The organism is Streptomyces sp. 6-11-2, assembly GCF_006540305.1.
GTDB lineage: Bacteria > Actinomycetota > Actinomycetes > Streptomycetales > Streptomycetaceae > Streptomyces.
In genome coordinates, this window is sequence record NZ_BJOR01000001.1 from 7040016 (window position 1) to 7058825 (window position 18810).

13 protein-coding genes and 1 pseudogene are annotated in these 18810 nt (G+C 73.4%); 3 read left to right on the forward strand and 11 right to left on the reverse strand.

All coding sequences use genetic code 11. The features are described 5' to 3' along the window. Positions 1-378: 378 nt before the first annotated feature. Positions 379-600, reverse strand: a complete 222-nt coding sequence (locus TNCT6_RS31520) for a 3-deoxy-D-manno-octulosonic acid transferase (RefSeq protein ID WP_141364457.1) — start codon at positions 598-600, stop codon at positions 379-381. A gap of 238 nt (positions 601-838) precedes the next feature. On the opposite strand from TNCT6_RS31520, the gene TNCT6_RS31525 reads away from it, so the two are divergent. Then, entirely contained in the window at positions 839-1711 is an 873-nt protein-coding gene (locus TNCT6_RS31525) for an RNA polymerase sigma factor SigF (protein ID WP_141364459.1), read from the forward strand. 89 nt (positions 1712-1800) lie between these two features. Next, the gene (locus TNCT6_RS31530; RefSeq protein WP_141364461.1) at positions 1801-2232 is read left to right on the forward strand and encodes a hypothetical protein; all 432 of its coding nucleotides are present in this window, start codon (positions 1801-1803) and stop codon (positions 2230-2232) included. A 29-nt stretch (positions 2233-2261) separates the two neighbouring features. On the opposite strand, the gene TNCT6_RS31535 is transcribed toward TNCT6_RS31530, so the two are convergent. The 7 genes from TNCT6_RS31535 to TNCT6_RS31565 all read right to left on the reverse strand — a co-directional run bounded on the left by TNCT6_RS31535 (position 2262) and on the right by TNCT6_RS31565 (position 10892). After that, positions 2262-4481 (reverse strand): FUSC family protein, encoded by a 2220-nt coding sequence (locus tag TNCT6_RS31535; protein ID WP_141366979.1) that lies wholly within the window; start codon positions 4479-4481, stop codon positions 2262-2264. Positions 4482-4639: 158 nt separating this feature from the next. After that, the gene (locus TNCT6_RS31540) at positions 4640-6013 is read right to left on the reverse strand and encodes an NAD(P)/FAD-dependent oxidoreductase (RefSeq protein WP_141364463.1); all 1374 of its coding nucleotides are present in this window, start codon (positions 6011-6013) and stop codon (positions 4640-4642) included. Positions 6014-6303: 290 nt separating this feature from the next. Continuing rightward, positions 6304-8073: a PP2C family protein-serine/threonine phosphatase gene (locus TNCT6_RS31545; protein WP_141364465.1), complete on the reverse strand. Its 1770-nt coding sequence runs from the start codon at positions 8071-8073 to the stop codon at positions 6304-6306. Beyond that, complete coding sequence (locus TNCT6_RS31550) at positions 8070-9137, reverse strand: ATP-binding SpoIIE family protein phosphatase (RefSeq protein WP_141364467.1); 1068 nt, start codon at positions 9135-9137, stop codon at positions 8070-8072. Before TNCT6_RS31550 ends, TNCT6_RS31545 begins: the two co-directional genes overlap by 4 nt. Beyond that, entirely contained in the window at positions 9137-9577 is a 441-nt protein-coding gene (locus TNCT6_RS31555; RefSeq protein WP_141364469.1) for an anti-sigma regulatory factor, read from the reverse strand. Before TNCT6_RS31555 ends, TNCT6_RS31550 begins: the two co-directional genes overlap by 1 nt. After that, positions 9577-9996 carry an STAS domain-containing protein gene (locus TNCT6_RS31560; protein ID WP_141364471.1) on the reverse strand — a complete coding sequence of 140 codons (420 nt, stop codon included), beginning with the start codon at positions 9994-9996 and terminating at the stop codon, positions 9577-9579. The genes TNCT6_RS31555 and TNCT6_RS31560 overlap by 1 nt, the downstream gene beginning before the upstream one ends. Continuing rightward, a complete protein-coding gene (locus TNCT6_RS31565; RefSeq protein WP_141364473.1) occupies positions 9993-10892 on the reverse strand; it encodes an STAS domain-containing protein in 900 nt (299 codons plus the stop codon). Before TNCT6_RS31565 ends, TNCT6_RS31560 begins: the two co-directional genes overlap by 4 nt. Before the next feature lie 205 nt (positions 10893-11097). Between TNCT6_RS31565 and TNCT6_RS31570 the strand changes: the two are divergent. Continuing rightward, positions 11098-11565 (forward strand): annotated as a pseudogene (locus TNCT6_RS31570) (MarR family winged helix-turn-helix transcriptional regulator); the annotation flags it as partial. 58 nt (positions 11566-11623) lie between these two features. Here TNCT6_RS31570 and TNCT6_RS31575 read toward each other — a convergent pair. The 3 genes from TNCT6_RS31575 to TNCT6_RS31585 all read right to left on the reverse strand — a co-directional run bounded on the left by TNCT6_RS31575 (position 11624) and on the right by TNCT6_RS31585 (position 18741). Continuing rightward, complete coding sequence (locus tag TNCT6_RS31575) at positions 11624-12010, reverse strand: STAS domain-containing protein (protein WP_141364477.1); 387 nt, start codon at positions 12008-12010, stop codon at positions 11624-11626. A gap of 193 nt (positions 12011-12203) precedes the next feature. Next, on the reverse strand, positions 12204-14645 hold the full coding sequence (locus TNCT6_RS31580; protein ID WP_172633113.1) for a SpoIIE family protein phosphatase: 2442 nt from the start codon (positions 14643-14645) through the stop codon (positions 12204-12206). A 97-nt stretch (positions 14646-14742) separates the two neighbouring features. Continuing rightward, positions 14743-18741, reverse strand: coding sequence for a HAMP domain-containing protein (locus TNCT6_RS31585; RefSeq protein WP_141364479.1), 3999 nt, complete (start codon positions 18739-18741; stop codon positions 14743-14745). Positions 18742-18810: the final 69 nt, after the last annotated feature.

The following is an 18810-nucleotide window of genomic DNA, read 5'->3' on the forward strand; positions in this document are numbered from 1 at the left end:
GCCGGGCCGGCGGGCCGGGACCGGCGAGGCCGCCCACGGCGCTGACGATCACCGTCGGAATGTCCGGTGGTCAGCCTCCCTCCGTCGCCCGGCGGACCGCGTACACGGCGAGCACCCTCGGCCCGGAGAGCAGAGCGCGCGTCACGAGAACCGCCCGTACCCGGCTGGGGTGGCCGGAACCGGGACGCTTCGCCGGTCTCCGGGCGAGGACATGAAAAAGCCCTGGCTGGACGGGGGAGGCCAGCCAGGGCCGTACATGGCGGTGTGCGGGGGACGTTTCGAGTCGACCCCGTCGCCGCGTATGGATGAAACCGTAAACCATCTTGGCCGGTTCCACGCAGCCGGAACCGGGTCACGTGAGCGGACTCACTCCAGCCGTCAGTCCCGCTCGGTGTGCCGGCCCGGAGCCAGGATCTCGTCCAGCACCCGCAGGACGGCCTCGTAGGTCAGGACGCGTACGGCCGCCTCGCGCGAGGCGTCCGGATCGCTCGCCCCGAGGATGTCGCGGCGGTCCTGCCACCGGCGCTCCTCCTGCACCGCGCACGCCCTCGCACGCTGGATGCGCCGCAGCAGTTCGTCCGAGTGCACCACATCGGTCATGTCCTCCACCTACCCGCTCCCGCGCGCCGCGATGGCGGCTCGAATCGGTCGTTACGGAGAAGAACTACGCGAAGCGGAGTTTGTCGCTCCCGCCGCCGGGCAGACGGAACCTCGTGCTTCGGACCGGAGGCGCGTCAGCGGAAGCTGTTTCTGCTGCTCCGGGAGGTCTCCAGGCGGACCGGACGGCACCACTCCTTCCGCGGTCAGTCCCTGAAACACCGTTCAGGAGCCATACCGCATGCTCATCGACATTTCGACAAGCCGCCCCGACGCTTCCGCGGACCAGGCGGCTCCCGCCCGCCGGCCGCACGACGACGCCCCCGACACCGCCGCCCTCTTCCAACGCCTCGCCGCCGCGGAGGACGGCCCGGAACGGGAGGCCGTGCGCGACGAACTCGTCGGTGCGTGGCTGCCCATGGCCCACCGCATCGCCGGCCGCTTCCGCGACCGCGGCGAGTCCATCGAGGACCTGCGGCAGGTGGCGGCACTCGGGCTGGTCAAGGCGATCGACCGGTTCGACCCGGATCGCGGCGCCTTCGAGAGCTACGCCGTGCCGACCATCACCGGAGAGGTCAAGCGGCACTTCCGGGACCGGATGTGGGCGCTTCGGGTGCCCCGCCGCGTCCAGGAACTGCGCAACAAGGTACGGGTCGCGCGCCGCGAACTCACCCAGAACCCCGGCAGCCCCGAACCCTCGGTCGCGTCGATCGCCGCGCACGCCGGGCTGACGGAGGAGGAGGTCAACGCGGGGATGGAGGCGATCGACAGCTTCAGCACCCTGTCCCTGGACGCCGAACTGTCGGCCGGCGGCGACGGCTACAGCCTCGCCGACAGCCTCGGCGCGTCGGACTCCTCCTACGACACCGTCGTCGACCGGGAGTCGGCCAAGGAAGGACTGCGCCGGCTGCCCGAACGCGAACGCGCCATCCTCTACATGCGCTTTTTTGAGGACATGACACAGAGCCGTATCGCGGACCGGCTCGGCATCTCCCAGATGCACGTCTCCCGGCTCATCAGCCGCAGCTGCGCGCGCGTGCGCGACGAGGTGCTGTCGGAACGGGCGAACCGCTCCGGCGACGGACCGGGACCGGCGACGGAACCCACGACGTGAGGGACCCCCTCCCCGGCTCGTGCCGCCGGCCCCCGCCGCCGATCGCGCGTTCCGCGTCTGAGCGGGCGCACGCGGGGAACACGGAGCCAATGAACGAAGACGAGCTTCCGCCCGACGGCCGGGCCGTGGAGGTGTATCTCGACCTGCTGCGTGTCCGGATGCCCGAGGAGGAGTACGAACTGCTGCTCGACGTCGTCGACCCGGTCCTGCGGGCCATCGACGAACGCGGCGTACCCTCCGCCGACTTCCCGCTGGAAGGAGCCCAGGCGCAGGGCCTCCCTCAGGAGATACGGGACGAGGCCGCCCTGGTCATCGCCACCGCGGTGACCGGACGGCTGGACAACGAGCTGGTCGTCCTCGACATCGAGGAGACCGGCCCGGTCCGGGTCGTCACCGACGCGGCGACCGCCGCCGACCCGGCGCGCCTGACCGAGATCGCCGACTACATCCGCGACCGGCACCGGGAGACCGAGGAGCTGCGGGGCATCGCCGAGGCCAGCGACATGCCCACCGACTTCTGAGCGGCGGGCCGGGGCCGGACCCCGGCCCGTCACGGCGCCGGTTTCGACACCGGGACGTCCAGCGGGCGGGCGAGGCCGACCACCGCCTCGTCCAGGCGCTGGAGATGCCGCAGCACCCGGTCGGTGATGCGTCCGTACCGCGGGACGCCGGGCGTCCCGCCCGCCTCCAGCAGCGAGGCGATGCTCGGACCCCGCTCGACCTCGGCGGAGGTGGGCTCGTCGGCCACGTGCGCGCGGATCGTCTCGATGTTGCGGGTGATCCGGGCACAGGTCCGACGCAGCCGGGGATCCGCGGCTATCGACGGATGGGTGGGCAGCAGCTCGGCGGTCGCCGCCAGCGACCGCGCGTGATAGGCACAGGTCTCCAGCAGCGCCACGACGTACTGGACGGTGTTCCGCCGCGCCCGCAGGGGCGTGATCGGATGCGTCAGCGGCTGCGTGGCCGCCCGCAGATCGCCCAGCGCCTGGTCCAGTTCGCGCGCTCGGTCGAGCAGATCGACCGCCGGGCCGCCGCTGAGCTGCTCGACCGCGGCGGTCGTGACGTCCGTCAGCCGCTCCAGCGCCTTGCCGAGCAGCTCGTTCGTACGGCGGTCGGTGTGCACCGGCAGCACCAGCGCGGCCGCGATGATCCCGCAGGCCGCCCCCAGCGCCGTCTCCTCCACACGCAGCACGAGCACCGCCGCGCTGTACCTGTGCAGCAGCGTGTACAGCAGTCCCAGCGCCGCGGTGACGAAGAAGGACATCAGCGTGTACGACAGCGGGGCCGTGTAGAACATCGCGAAAATGAACAGCAGCACCAGAGCCAGCGCCGTCCACGTGTGCGGCCCGACCAGCCCCGCCAGCACGATGCCGGCCACGACGCCGAGCACCGTGCCCACCAGACGGCGGTATCCCTTGACCAGGATCTCGCCCGTGGACGACGTGTTGATGAAGACGATCCAGCAGGTCAGCACCGCCCAGTACCAGCGCTGGCTGGAAAGGAACTCGCCGCCGACGATGGCCAGCGACGAGCCCACCGCGACCTGCACGGCCGCCCGCGTGGTGGGCCGCCGCCACCCGGTCGGGACCTGCTCCTCCCGCTCGGCCTCCTCGACGCCCTCGATGGCGGCGTTCTCCGCGTCCAGCTCCTCCCGGGAGCGGACCGTCGCGGGCGCGTCGTCGGACTCGTCCTGCGGGCCGTCCAGCGCGATCCGCAGCCCCAACACGGCCCGCGCGGTCTCGCCGATCCCGCGGAAGACGTCCTGCACGGCGGGCGAGGCGGGCGGCAGGTTCTCCTCCTCGCGGTAGCCGAGGAGCCGGTTGCGCACGTGGGCCAGCGCCGTCCCACCGCCCTCCCCGACGGGCCGCAGCACCAGCATTGCCAGCGCCCGCAGATCGCGGCGCAGTGTCTCGGTCGCCTCGTCCCGCACCGGCAGCCGGCCGCTGGACGGGACGGACGCGCCGGGCAGGTGGAGGGTGAGTGTGTTGGTCCGCTCGGCGCTGCGGGCGTTCAGCAGGAGCAGCCCCAGTCGCTCGGCGGCGATCTCGGCGTCCGCGATCCGCCGCTGCACCAGCCGCGCCACGGCCTCGTCGGAGGTGCCCTCCGCCAGCCGGGACTGGATCATCATCGCCGTCTCGTGCAGCCGGGCCGTGCCCTCCCGCACCGCCTCCAGGACCTTCTCCACCTCGTCCGGACCGGCGTCCAGCAGCTCCAGCTGGGCGGTCACCAGCTGCGCCAGACGCACCCGGAACGCCTCGCGCAGGCGTTGCAGGACGCCCGCCGGCGTCTCGTACACGATCACGAACCGGACGAGGGCGCTGGAGGCGAACGCGACCGCGATGACGACGTAGAGCCCGGGCAGCGCCGACGCGGTGGCGCCGACGAACAGGGACATGAAGTAGAGCTGGAAGCCGATCAGGCCGAGCGCGTTGCCCCGGTCGCCGAACCGGCGGCTGTAGACCGCGCAGAAGATCAGGACGACGAAGACGACGTCCCCGGCCACCACGAGCGGGTTGAGCACCGCGCCGAGCGAGACGGACGCCAGCGCCACCGGAAGGCCGAGGGCGAGCGTGACCGCCTGCTGCGAGCGCTGCTTCTCCCGGATGGCGAAGGTGGCCGCCATCGACGCGATCGCCCCGGCCACCAGGAGTGTCACGGGCACGCGCAGCACGCCCAGTACGGCCAGCGTCAGCGCGATCGAGCCCGCCGTCCGCGATCCGGCGGCCAGCCGCAGCAGGCCGGGATCGGACGCCGTGAAGCGATCACGCAGCCCCGACCGGACCGGCCTCTGTGCTGCTCCCACGCCGCCGCACCCTCCCGTTTCCCGTCCCCGTCTCCCGTCATGATCCGCCCGACCAGCATGGCATGTCACGGCCGGACCGCCCTTCGCGGCCCAGGTCGTACCGGCGGGAGAGGCGCCGCGGGGCGTCACACCTGCCGGGGGCCGGCCCGCTCGACGTGCTCCCGCACCTGCTCGGGCGTCATGTACGCGTCGGTGTACTCGAAGTCCTTCAGCTTGGCGGGCTTGCGGGCCTGGAATCCGGTGCGGACGAAATCGTCCCCGGCGACCGCGTTCAGCAGCCAGTTGATCGCGACCCTGGTCTTGGCGACGTTGGTGCGCAGCGCCCCGAGGTGGTAGCCGCGGGCCACGGCCTGGGCCGGGACGCCGCGCAGTTCCACGCCGAGGGGCTTGGAGACCGCGTCCGCGCCGCCGAGGTCGACGACGAGACCGAGGTCTTTGTGCTCGTACGGCCGCAGGGGCTGCCCGCGCAGCGTCGCGATGACGTTCTCCGCGACCCGCCGGCCCTGCCGTGTGGCGTGCTGCGCGGTCGGCGGGCACACCGCGTCGCCGCCCTTGGCCAGGTCGGGTACGGCGGCCGAGTCCCCGAGCGCGAACACCCCGTCGTGGCCAGGCAGGCACATCTCGGCGGTCACCGCGAGCCGGCCCCTGACCGTCTCCGCGCCGAGGGTCGCGATGAGCGGGCTGGCCACCACGCCGGCGGTCCAGATCAGGGTGCGGGTCGGCACCACCCGGCCGTCGGTGAAGGTGACCTCCTCCGACCCGGCCTTGGCGATGGACACCCCGAGTGAGATCTCGACGCCCCGGCGGCCCAGCACCTCCTGGGCGCTGCGGCCCAGCTTGTCGCCCAGCTCCGGCATCAGCTTCGGCGCGATGTCGATCAGGTGCCACTTGATCAGCGCCGGGTTCAGCCGCGGGTAGCGCTTGACGGCGGCGTGCGTCAGCCGTTGCAGGCACGCCGCGGTCTCGGTGCCCGCGTATCCGCCGCCGACCACCACGAACTGGAGCCGCGAGGCGCGCTCGGCCGGGTCCTCGCTGGCGTCGGCGAGATCCAGCTGAGTGATGACGTGGTCGCGGATATAGGCGGCCTCCGCCAGCGTCTTCATGCCGAAGGCGTGGTCCAGGAGCCCCGGGATGTCGAACGTCCGGGTGACGCTGCCGGGGGCCAGTACCAGGTAGTCGTACGGCTCGTCGACGACGCGGTCGGTGAGCGTGCGGACGACGCACACCTTGGCCCTCAGGTCCACGCCGACGGCTCCGCCCGGGATGATCCGGGTGCGGTACTTCCTGCTGCGGCGCAGGGAGATGGCGACCGACTGGGGTGTCAGCACCCCGGAGGCGACCTGAGGCAGCAGCGGCAGATACAGCTGGTAGGACCGCGGCGTCACCAGGGTGATGTCCGCCTCGCCGGGGGAGAGCCTGCGCTCCAGGCGGCGGACGCACGCCACACCGGCGAAGCCTGCGCCGACCACCAGGATCCTGGGTCGTGTCACGATGTTCATCCCTTCTGCGGGGCTCCGGGCAGCTGCATCGACGTCCTTGCGTCTGCCCGTGGACGGCTGCTTCGCACCTCACTGATCCATCGGGTCCGTCGAGTCCGTCGAGCACAACGATGCCCCCACCGGGCCATGTGCGCACCGGACGCCGCCGTCCCCGCCGTCCGGAACGCGGCCGTACGGCAGGGGCCGCCTCGACGGGTTCCCGGGATCCGGTGCCGTACCGGAAGCGCTCACGGGCAGCCGGAGGGCCCTTTCGTCCCGGCGGCCGTGCGCGGGGTGCGCGTCGCGCGGCGCTACCGCGGGTGGTCAGCGCCCGCCGGGACCCGGCCCGGCTCCCCGCCGGCCGCGCGGTCGATGTGGCAGAGCAGGAGACAGACGTCGTCGTCGCGTTCGGAGTCGCTCAGCAGCGGGCCCAGGATGCGGTCCGCCGAGCCGTCCAGGTCGGTGTCCAGGCCGGCCGGGTCGAACGCCTCGAGGGCGGCGGCGAGGCGGTCGATGCCGGGGTCGATGCCCCGTGCCCGGCGCTCCACGAGACCGTCCGTGTACAGCGCCAGGGTCGCGCCGGGGGAGAGGCGCACCGTGTGGTCCTCGATCTCCTGCCTCAGCGGGATGCCGAGCATCGCGCCCGGCTTGGCGTCGAGGACGCGCACCCGGCCGTCCGGCAGCCGCAGCACGGGCGGCGGATGGCCCGCGGCGGCCCAGGTGACGGTGGGATCGTCCGGGCTGAACCGGGCGATCACCGCGGTCGCGAACAGGTCGGGCTGGAGATGGTGCAGGAACACGTGCAGCCGCGTCAGCAGCCGGCCGGGGCTGCCGCCGTCCACGGCGTAGGCGCGCAGCGCGGTGCGCAGCTGGCTCATCATCACGGCCGCGTGCAGCCCGTGGCCGGTGACGTCGCCGATGACGGTGATCAGGCTCCCGTCGGGCTGCCGGAAGGCGTCGTACCAGTCCCCGCCGATGTTCAACCCGTGCGTGGCCGGCAGATAGCGTGCGGCCAGGCGCAGGCCCGGCGTGGTGGGCAGATCGGTGAGCAGCGCGCGCTGCAACGTCTCGGCGATGTCGCGGTTGTGCTCGAAGCGGCGCGCGTTGTCGAGGGCGACGCTGGCCCGCCGGGCCAGCTCGATCAGCATGACCGCGTCGTCGGGGTCCCAGCGGGCGCCGGGCGGCGACAGGGTCAGCACACCGAGCGGTGCCCGCCGCGCGAGCAGCGGGACGCACAGCAGGGGCCGGCCGGGGTTCAGCGCGGACGGCGGCTGGTCGTCGACGTCCGGCAGGTCGCCGGGGTGGTCGGCCGCGTACTGCGGTCGGCCGGTACGGGCCGCGAGCACCGCGGCCGCCGGATGCGGGGCGGACCGGAGCCGCTCGTCCCCGTGGTCGAACAGCCATACGTCGACCCGGTCGGCGTACTGGGGCACGAGCAGGTCCGGCAGCCGCCGCAGGATCTCCTCGTGGTTGAGCGAGGTCGTCAGGAGCGCGCTGGCGTCGGCCAGGAACCTCAGCCTGCGGCGGGCCTCCTCCGCCTCGGTGCGCGCCGCGCGCTCGGCGGCGAACGCCTCCCGCTGAGCCCGCCAGGCGGCGTCCAGATCGGCGTGCAGGGCAAGGACTCCCTGGTTGGTCTGGTGCAACTCCTCGCGGTGGAAGGCGACCAGTTCCTCCTGCTCCGCGAGTCTCCCCAGGGCCACCGCCGTGTCCTCGTCGGCGCCCAGCAGCGCCTCGGCCAGGAGGGCCGTGTCGTCGGGCACCACGGGGTCCGGCGGCGCGCCGGCCTCCGGGCAGGTCACGGACACCTGCCACGGCGGTTCCCCGTCGTCCCGCGTGCCACCGGCCGGAGCCACGGCGACGTGCAGCGTGCCCGCGTCCTCTTCGGGGGCCGGGGCCCGGGCCCCGAGGACGACCGTCCAGGTGCCGCCCTCGGTCAGGCACTGCCGCAGGCGGGCGCTGAGGGCCGTGGCCAGACGGACCCGTTCGAGCGGCGGCACCCCGTGCGCGGCCGCCGCGCGGACCGTGGCGACACGGGCCCGGGCGGCGTCGGTGACGGTGGTGATCCGCAAGTTGTGCGTCATGGGCGGTCCGGCGGGGTGGGGGTCAGAACGGCCACGGCGGTGTCGTCCCGGACCGGGCGGGCGGAGCTGCTGGCGTCACGCACCGTCACGGCGGCCGTCACCGCGGGGTCGGTCGCCGTGAGCGGACCGGCCGCGCCGGGCGGCGCCCACCGGCTGGGCAGGCCGTCGCTGTGCAGAACGAGCAGGCGGTCGGCCCCCCAGGGCACCTCGGTCTCGGGCAGCGTCGTGGGCCGGTGCACGCCGACGATGCCCGGCCGGGACAGCAGATGACGCCAGGTGCCGCCCTCACACAGTCGGGCCCCCACGTTGCCGATACCGGCGAAGCGCAGCCGCCCGGCCCGCAGGTCCAGCTGGGCCACGGCGACGGCCGCCCCCCGGGTGCCACGCAGCGCCGTGTCGAGTCGCCGGAGCAGCTCGGCCGGCGTCAGACGGGCCGAGCGGCGCAGGGTCTCGACCGCCGCCGACGAGGCGCGGGCCGCTTCCCGGCCGTGGCCGAGACCGTCCACCAGCATGAGGGTCACCCGGTCCTCGGCGCCGGCCCAGGACCAGGCGTCACCCGAGTACTCCGCCCCCGCGAACGGGATGGTGACACCGCCCGCCCGTACCGCGGCCGACCGCGGTACGGCCACGGCACGCGGTACGGCGGCGCCCACGCGGGCGAGTGCCACCGTGCCGCGGCCGGGTGCGCTGTGCAGGTGGAACTCGTCGGCCACGCGATGGCAGGTGCCGAGTCCGGCTCCGAGCGACCCGCTGGTGGAGAACCCGTCGCGCCGGGCGGCGGCGACGTCGGCCATGCCGGGACCGTGGTCGACGGCCGCTATCTGCACCACCGGCGCCGGATCGCCGTGCCCGCCCGGGGCACTCGGCGGGGGCACGACCTCGATCAGGAGCCGCCCGCCCTCGGCGTACTTGAGCAGGTTGGTGGCGAGTTCGGTCGCCACCAGCGCCGCGGCGGCGGTGCGGGACTCGCCCAGGCCGGCCAGCGCGGCCGCGTCCTCGGCGGCGACCCGCGCGTCGCGCACCCGGGTCGAGTCGGGCACCGGGACCTCCCAGACGCGCGGCATCAGGGCCCCTCGTACGGCCGCGGCGCCCGGGTCGCCCAGGAGGTGACGGTGACCGTGGTGCCGGCGCCCGGGGTGCTGTCGATCGTGAACTCGTGCACCAGGCGCCGGGCGCCGCCCAGGCCCATGCCCAGACCGTCGCCCGAGGTGTAGCCGTCGCTGAGCGCGCGGTCCAGGTCCGTGATGCCCGGCCCCTCGTCGCTGAACGCCAGCCGGAGCCCGTGCACGTGCCCGTCGACGACGAGGGCCGCCTCCATCTGCCCGCCCCCGCCGTGCACCAGCGTGTTGCGTGCCAGCTCACTGGCCGCGGTGATCAGCTTCGTCTGGTCGACCAGGCCGAAGCCGAGCCGGGCGGCCGCCTGCCGCACATGCTGCCGTACCCACACCAGATCCATGTCCGACCGGATCGGCAGGCAGGCCTGGATGCCCGCTGCTGTCTCCATCACCGGCTCCCCGCCCGGGCGCCGCCGGGGCGCGGGAGCGCGGTGTGCTCGGTGACGAGCCGCAGGGCGTCCTCGGCGGTGAGCGCGGTGCGCAGTCCGGGCAGCGTCAGACCCAGTTCGACCATGGTGATGGCCACCGCGGGACGCATCCCCGCCACCACGGTCTGCGCGGCCAGCAGCTTGGCGCTGGCCGCGATCTCGGCCAGCACCCGGCCGAGGAAGGAGTCCACGATCTCCACACCGGAGATGTCGATGACCACCCCCGTTGCCGCGTTGTTCGCGATGGCCTCGCCGATGTCCTGCTGGAGCTGTTCGGCGGTGCTGTCGTGCAGATCTCCCTGGAGCGTGACCAGGAGCACGTCGCCGAGTCGGAGCACCGGCACGTGTCCCGTGCCGGGCGTCGGGAAACGGTCGGTCACCGGTCACCCACACCATGCGGTGCCCGGCTCACGATGTCGGCGCCCAGTTGGTGCAGGGCGTGGGCGAGCGCGTCGGCGAGGGTGGCGCGGGTGACGACCGTGCCCAGGTCCAGGCCGAGGTGGACGATGGTCTGGGCGATGGCGGGGCGGATGCCGGAGACCACGCACTCGGCGCCCATCAGCCGGGCGGCCGCCACGGTCTTCATCAGGTGCTGGGCGACCAGCGAGTCGACGGTCGGCACCCCGGTGATGTCGAGGATCGCGTAGCGCGCCTGCTGGTCGACGACCGCCTCGAGCAGTGTCTCCATGACCACCTGGCTGCGGGCGCTGTCGAGCGTTCCGATCAGGGGCACCGCGACGATGCCGTCCCACAGCTTGATGACCGGAGTGGCCACCTCCAGCAGCTGGAGCCGCTGGCGGTCGATGAGGGCCTGTCCCTCGCTGAGCGCCGTCTGCATCACCACGAGGCGCAGGGTGCCCGTCAGGACCGTCAGGACGCCGGCGCACTCCCGCAGATGCTCCGCCGGGGCGTCGGCGAGCTCGGCGGTCAGCAGCTCCACCGCGGGCGGCCGCAGGGCGTCCACGTCCCGAGAGACCTCCGAGGCGGTCAGACCGGTCCTGCCGCGCGCGGCGCCCATCCGCGCCAACTGCTCGCGCACCAGCAGAAAACCGTGGGCGTCCGGGTCGGACACCCGCTCGGAGGCGGCCACCTCGGCCAGGGCGTCGACGACGGCGCGGCCCCCCTCCACCGCCTCGTCCCGGGAGACGGTGAACACGGTCCGGAAGAGCGGCTCCTCGGCCCACCGCTGGGCGATCTGCTCCCTGCGGCGGCGCAGGAAGTCCGCGACCTCGTGCGCCGGCGACCCGTGCTGTGCTGCCGCTGCCTGCTCCGGCACCTGCTCAACTCCTCATCCGCGTTGCACCGTTGCGAATCCGCCCCCGGGCGGCACGGCGGTGCGACCGTTGCCGGGCGACAACTGTAACCACAGGCCGACTTCGCACGACACGGCGTCCGGACGGCGCGGCCCGGGCCCCGAAATCGGCCGGGACGGGCCACCGGGGCGAGCCGACAGCCCGCGTCAACCCTGCGAGAGTGCCGGCGTGACGTCCTCCCGCCCGCCGGGCGAGGTGGCGCGCGCGACCTCCACGGCGGCCGAGCTGCTGGAGGTCCTGTGGGGCCGCGCGCCCACTGCGCCCGTCTCCGCCGCCCGGCTCAGGGTGCTGCTCATCCTGGAACACGACGAAGGCATCAACCTGCGCACCCTCGCCGGAGCCCTGGGCTCCCCACCGCCGTCCACGAGCAGGCTCCGCGACCGGCTGGAGGCGGGGGGCTTCGTACGGCGGCAGGTGGCCGCCAGCAGCCGCCGGGAGGGGGAACCGCGCCTCAGCCGCCGCGGCCGGGCGCTCCTGGCCGACGTGCGTGGGCGCCGGGAGACGGAGCTGCGGTCCGTGCGCGAGCAGATGCCGACGCGCCGGCGGACGGCGCTGCTGACCGGGCTCGAGGGGTTCTGCGCGGCCGCGTCGGCACTGATCCACGACGGCGGCGCGGCGGGCGACGCCCGCACGGCCCGACACCGCGCCCGTACGCGCTCCGCGCTCCTGGCGCTCCCCGCGCCTGCCGACGCGCTCACGTCGCCTCCGGCTCCTCCGGCTGCCGGTCCACCAGGGCCAGCGCCTCCTCGGCGGTCCGCGAGACCGGCACCGTGATGCTGACCCCCGTGAGATCGAGGATCCGCAGCACCGCCGGGGCCGGGGCGATGATGTGCACGCTGCCCGCCCGCTCCCGGGCCTCCTGGTACACCCGCAGGATGATGTTCATCCCCGAGGAGTCCATGAAGGGGACCGCGGACAGCTCCAGCAGGAAGTGCCGTCGGCCGTGGTGGAGCTGGTTGGCCAGATGGGCCTGCAACTCGGTCGCGGTGTCGACGTCCAGGTAACCCTCGACCGTGAGCAGGGCGACATCCTCCCGGGGCAGGGTGACCTCCACGGACAGCGGGTTGTGGGCAAGGGGCACGGATACCTCCAACGGGTGCTGACGGCCGGCCAGTGGCGGCTACCCCCGTCGACGCCTTCGACGCACACCGGTCGTGCACCGGCGACGTGATCCATTTCGCATCACCGGCGACGGGCGGCACCCAGCACTGCGCCTCCGCGCCTACCCCTGAACGGGGCGGCCATGCGCCGGACCGGGCAGCGACCGCTCGCCGTCAGGCGACCCGGATGCCCACGATGCACGTGTCGTCGTCCGTGTCCGACCTGCTGTAGGTCAGCAGCCGGTCCAGCTGCTGGTCCAGGGGTCCGGGCGCCGAACGGACCGTGGTCAGCAGATGACTGAGCGACTCCTCCACGGAGCGGTCCCGGCGCTCGATCAGACCGTCGGTGTACATCAACAGCGTGTCCTGCGGCGCGAACCGAAGCTCCGCCTCCTCGTACGCCGCCTCCGCCACCGCGCCCAGCAGCATGCCCCGGACCAGGGGCAGCGGCGCCGCCTCCGTGCCGCTGACCAGCACGGGCGGCAGATGCCCCGCCCGGGCCCAGCGCAGGGTGCGCCGCCGGGGGTCGTACAGGGCGCAGACCGCGGTGGCGGTGACGGCACCGGTCAGATGGTGCGCCACGATGTTGAGCCACGACAGCAGCTGGCCGGGCCCGGCCCCGGTCACGGCCAGGCCCCGCAGCGCGTTGCGCAGCACCACCATGCTGGTGGCCGCCTCGATGCCGTGGCCGGCGACGTCGCCGACGCACAGCAGCACGAGCCCGGAGGGCAGCACCACGGCGTCGTACCAGTCGCCGCCCACCAACTGCTCGGTCTCCGCCGGCCGGTAGCGCACCGCGACCTCCAGCCCGCTCACCCGCAGCGGCGCCCGGGTCGGAGGCATGATGGCGTGCTGCAACTGGAGCGTCAGCCGGTTGCGTTCGGTCGCCTGCTGCTCGGTGTGCGCGAGCTGGTCGCGCGTGGCGGCGAGCGCGACCTCCGTCCAGTGCTGCGCGGAGATGTCCTGGTAGGCGCCGCGCACCACGAACAGCCGCCCGTCGGTGTCCAGGACCGGCTCGGCCACCACCCGGATGTGCCGCGTCACCCCGTCGGGCCGCTGGAGCCGGAAGGCCGCGGAGGCCGGGTGGCGGTGGTGCAGCAGCGTGCGCAGGAACCGCCCGATGGCCACGGCGTCGTCCGGGTGGGCGTGCGCGGGCAGCTCCTCCAACGGCACCGGGGTGCTCGACGGGGCGCGGCCGTAGAGGCCGAACAGCTGGTCGTTCCAGGTGATCTCGCCCGTCAGCAGGTTCTCCTCGAAGCCGCCGATGCGGCCGAGGCGCTGCGCGTGCTGGAGCAGGCTCGCCAGCCGTGCCGTCTCGTCCTCGATGCGCCATATCAGCAGCACGCTGCCGCCGTGCCGGCTGATGCTGATGTCCGCCACCGCCGACAGCGGCACCTGGTCGACCAGCGCCGTCAGATGCATCCGGTGCGCCCGGTACACCTCACCCGTGGCGTACACCCGCTCCACCCGCTGGAACAGCTCGCTCTTCCCGGCGGCCATGGGAAAGGCCTCCAGGAGCAGCGCGCCGTTGACCACGGCCCGCGGCCGGCCCGCCGGATCCAGGAAGCGGCTGTTGACGTGCTGGATGCGGAAGTCCACCAGCTGCCCGTCGCCGTCGACGTGCGGGACCAGCACCAGGGCCGGGTCGTGCAGTCCGTCGGCCAGGTCCATCAGCTCGGCGGTGTCCGGCAGCACCCGCGGTTCCCGTCCCGCGTCCTGGCCCGGCGTGGACGTCTCCAGGGTGTGCGCGCACAGTTCGGCGAGGGCCTCCACCTGACGTACGACCTGGGGTGGCTGCGGCTCCAGCGGTCCGGGCCAGGCGATCTCCAGCACCCCGTGGATCCGGCCGCCGGTGCCGGCGGGCACCGCCACCCGGCCCCCGTCCGGGTGCAGGTGCCGCCCGATGGTGGGCAGTCCGGTCGTGGCGAGCGAGGTGAACCACTGGCCGGTGCGTTCGGTGAGTCCACGGCGGGCCACGGTGGCGACCTCCGGCGGCACATAGCGCCACCGGGTGGCCTCCGCCGGGGAGAAACCGGCGCTGCCCGACAGGGCCAGCGAGCCGTCGGCGCCCGCCGCCCAGACCGCCACGGCCACCGCGCCCAGCGGGCGCAGTGCGTGCTCCAGCAGCGAGTCGGCGACGGCCTGGGTGTCGTCCGCCGCCAGTGCCCCGCTCTCCGCGGCCCGCAGCCGCACGGCCGAGTCGCGCTCCGCCGCCCTCTCGGCGGCGGCCAGGAAGGCGTCGGTGACCTCGGAGACGCGGTCGCGGGCGGCCTGGTTGATGACCTCCACCGCGAACTCCAGCGGCGTCACCCGGGCCTGCCCGGCCAGCTCGGCGAGCTGCCGGGCGGCCTGCGCCGGACCGCAGCCCAGCCGCTCCACCAGGATGCCCTTGGCGAGTTCGATCAGGGCCCGGCCCTCGGCCTCCGCCTGCGCGGCGCGTACTTCGCGGCGCAGCCGCTCCACGGTGGCGGCCAGCCGCCCCACGGGGGACGTGGGGGAGGCCCCCGAGGGATCGGCCGGTGCCGGGCCGCCGGCGGGCGGCTGCGCCCCCGACACGGACGGCTCCGGAACCGGCCCGGCGCCGGCCGGATCGCGCTGCTGCTCGGACGTGCTCACGATGGACAAGCTCCTCGGCTGAACGGCGCTGGGGTGCGGGAGGTGCCGCGGCGGACCGGGCCCGCCCCGCCGCTGCGCGGGGCGGACACCGACGCGCTCACGCGGACAGCCAGTGCCGGACGCAGGCGATGAGGTCGTCCGTGTCGACGGGCTTGGTGACGTAGTCGCTCGCCCCGGACGCCAGTGACTTCTCCCGGTCCCCGGGCATCGCCTTCGCGGTGACGGCGATGATCGGCAGCTCGGCGTACTGCGGCAGCCTGCGGATCTCGGACGTCGCGGTGTAGCCGTCCATCTCCGGCATCATCACGTCCATCAGGACGAGCGCGACGTCGGGGTTGCCGACGAGCGTCTCGATGCCCTTGCGCCCGTTCTCCGCGTGCAGCACCCGGAAGCCGTGCAGCTCCAGGATCCCGCTCAGCGCGAACAGGTTGCGCGCGTCGTCGTCGACGACGAGGACGGTATGGCCCGAGAAGGCACCGTCGACGGGTGGCGCGAGGTCCTGCGGCTCGTCGGCCCGTACCAGGGACAGCACGTCCCCGGGTTCCTCGGCCGACAGGTGCAGGGCGACGCGCTCGCGCAACTCGTCGAGGCTGGAGAGGAATTCGAGCGATCCGTCGTCCCCGCGCGAGCGCAGCGCCTCCGCCCGGGCCACGTCCGGACGCCGACCGCTGTGCACGAGCACCGGTACGCCCGCCAGCGCCGAGTCGCCCTGGAGCGCCCGGAGGAACCGGGACGCCTCCCGCTCGGGCATGTCCAGGTCGAGGACGACGCAGTGGCACGGCTCGGCGGCCAGCGCCCCCGCCGCCTCCTGCGCCCCCATGGCGGTGATGACGTCCACGGTGGGCAGCGCGCCCGCGTCGTCGGCGCTGTGCCGGACCACGTCCGCGACCACGCTCTCGGCCACCAGGGTCAGCAGCCCGCGGGAACGCTCCTCGACGACCAGCAGCCGCCGCCTGCGCGGCCCGTCGCCGCCCGAGTGCGCCCGCCCGGCCTCCCGGTCCGCCGTGGCGGCCGGCACCAGCTCGGCCGGGGCCTTCTGCGGGGTCCTGCCGCCGCCCAGCACCTGCTCGAAGTCGGGGCGGGCCACCGGCAGGAAGAGCGTGAACGTGCTGCCCCGGCCGGGCACGCTGTCCACGGCGACGGCACCGCCGAGCAGATGCGCGATCTCCCGCGTGATGGACAGCCCGAGGCCGGTCCCGCCGTACTTGCGGCTGGTGGTGCCGTCCGCCTGCTGGAAGGCGCCGAAGATCGTCTCCAGGTGCTGTTCCGGGATGCCGATGCCGGTGTCCCTGACCCGGAAGGCCACGACCGCGCCGCCCCGCACGACGCCTCCGGGCACCTCGTCGTCCGCGGCCGGTTCGATGCACAGCTCGACGCCGCCCTGCTCGGTGAACTTCACCGCGTTGGACAGCAGGTTGCGCAGGATCTGGCGCAGCCGTGAGTCGTCGGTGAGCAGGTCCGCGGGCGCGCCCGCCGCGGTGGTGACCGCGAACTGAAGGCCCTTCTGCGTCGTCATCGGCTGGAAGGTGGCCTCGACGTAGTCGATGAGCTGGCGCAGCGACACCCGCTCCGGGGTGACGTCCATCTTGCCCGCCTCGACCTTCGACAGGTCCAGGATGTCGTTGATCAGCTGGAGCAGGTCACTGCCCGCGGAGTGGATGATCCCCGCGTACTCGACCTGCTTCGGGGTGAGGTTGCGCGAGGGGTTCTGGGCGAGCAACTGGGCGAGGATGAGCAGGCTGTTGAGCGGGGTGCGCAGCTCGTGGCTCATGTTCGCCAGGAACTCCGACTTGTACTTGGAGGCCAGCGACAACTGCTGGGCGCGGGCCTCCAGTTCCTGCCGGGCCTGCTCGATCTGGAGGTTCTTCGCCTCGATGTCGCGGTTCTGCTCCGCCAGCAGCGAGGCCTTGTCCTCCAGTTCGGCGTTGGAGCGCTGGAGCTCGTCCTGCTGGGACTGCAACTCGGCCGAGCGGGCCTGGAGTTCGGCCGTCAGCCGCTGGGACTCGTCGAGCAGCTCATCCGTGCGGGCGTTGGCCACGATGGTGTTGACGTTGACCCCGAGGGCCTCGCGCAACTGCTCCAGGAAGTCCCGGTGGACCGGAGTGAACGCGGTGACCGACGCCAGCTCGATGACGCCGAGGACCTGGTCCTCGAACAGGATCGGCAACAGGATCAGCGCGGTCGGCACCGCCTGGCCGAGTCCGGAGGAGATGGTGACGTACCCCGCCGGCAGTTCGCCGACCGTGATGGTACGGCGGCTGCGCGCGGCCTGGCCGACCAGTGAGCGGCCGAAGGAGAACCGGGTGGGCCGGTCGTCGTCGGGCCTGCCGTAGGAGCCGACGAGCCGCAGCTCGGGGCCGCGCTCGCCGTCCTCGGCCAGATAGAAGGCGCCGTACTGGGCCGACACCAGCGGGGTCAGCTCATCCATGATCAGCTCGGCCACGACCGGCAGGTCGCGGTGCCCCTGCATCAGGCTGGTGATCCGCGCCAGGTTGGACTTGAGCCAGTCCTGCTCCTGGTTGGCCCGGGTGGTCTCGCGCAGGGACTCCACCATGGAGTTGATGTTGTCCTTGAGTTCGGCGACCTCGCCGGAGGCCTCCACGGTGATCGAGCGGGTCAGGTCGCCCTCCGCCACGGCGCTGGCCACCGCGCCGATCGCCCGCACCTGCCGGGTCAGGTTGCCGGCCAGTTCGTTGACGTTCTCCGTGAGCCGCTTCCAGGTGCCCGAGACGCCCTCGACCTCGGCCTGTCCGCCGAGGCGTCCCTCGGTGCCGACCTCGCGGGCGACGCGGGTGACCTCGTCGGCGAAGGCGGAGAGGGTGTCGACCATCGTGTTGATGGTCGTCTTCAGCTCCAGGATCTCCCCGCGCGCGTCGACGTCGATCTTCTTCGACAGGTCGCCCCTGGCCACCGCGGTCGTCACCAGCGCGATGTTGCGCACCTGACCGGTGAGGTTGTTCGCCATCGAGTTGACGTTGTCGGTCAGGTCCTTCCAGGTGCCCGCGACGTTGGGCACGTGTGCCTGTCCGCCGAGGCGTCCCTCGGTGCCGACCTCGCGGGCGACGCGGGTGACCTCGTCGGCGAACGCGGACAGGGTGTCGACCATCGTGTTGATCACGTCGGCCAGGGCCGCGACCTCGCCCTCGGCCTCTACCGTGATCTTGCGGGACAGATCGCCGCGGGCCACGGCAGTGGCGACCTGGGCGATCGAGCGGACCTGCCCGGTCAGGTTGGACGCCATCACGTTGACGTTGTCGGTGAGGTCCTTCCACGTCCCGGAGACGCCCTGGACGTCGGCCTGTCCGCCGAGGCGCCCTTCCGTTCCGACCTCCCGGGCGACGCGGGTGACCTCGTCGGCGAAGGCGGAGAGCTGGTCGACCATCGTGTTGATGGTGTTCTTGAGTTCGAGGATCTCGCCGCGGGCGTCGACGGTGATCTTCTGGGAGAGGTCGCCCTCGGCGACCGCGGTCGTCACCTGGGCGACGTTGCGGACCTGGGCGGTGAGGTTGCCCGCCATGAAGTTGACGGAGTCGGTCAGATCCCGCCACACACCCGCCACTCCGGGCACCTTGGCCTGTCCGCCGAGGCGTCCTTCGGTGCCGACTTCCCGGGCGACGCGGGTGACCTCGTCGGCGAACGCGGAGAGCTGGTCGACCATCGTGTTGACGGTCTCCTTCAGTTGCAGGATCTCGCCGCGCGCGGGCACGTCGATCTTCTGCGACAGATCACCCTTGGCCACCGCCGTCGCCACCTGCGCGATGTCGCGCACCTGGGTGGTGAGGTTGCCCGCCATGGCATTGACCGAGTCGGTCAGATCGGCCCAGGTGCCCGAGACCCCCGGCACCTCCGCCTGACCGCCGAGCGTGCCCTCGGTGCCGACCTCCCGGGCCACCCGGGTGACTTCGGAGGTGAACACGGACAACTGGTCGACCATCCCGTTGAACACGGTCGCGATGTCGCCCATGAGCCCGTCCGTGTCCTCCGGCAGGCGCGTGCCGAAGTCGCCGTCCCGCACGGCCGTCAGGCCGGCCAGGAGCTGCCGCAGCTCCCGGTCGCCCGGAACGGCGTCGAGGACCTCGGTTCTGTCGCTGGTCATGCGCACCCTCGTCCCGCTCCCCAGGAGTCCCCGCCGGTGAGGACTCGGACATCTCCAACGGGCCGCCGC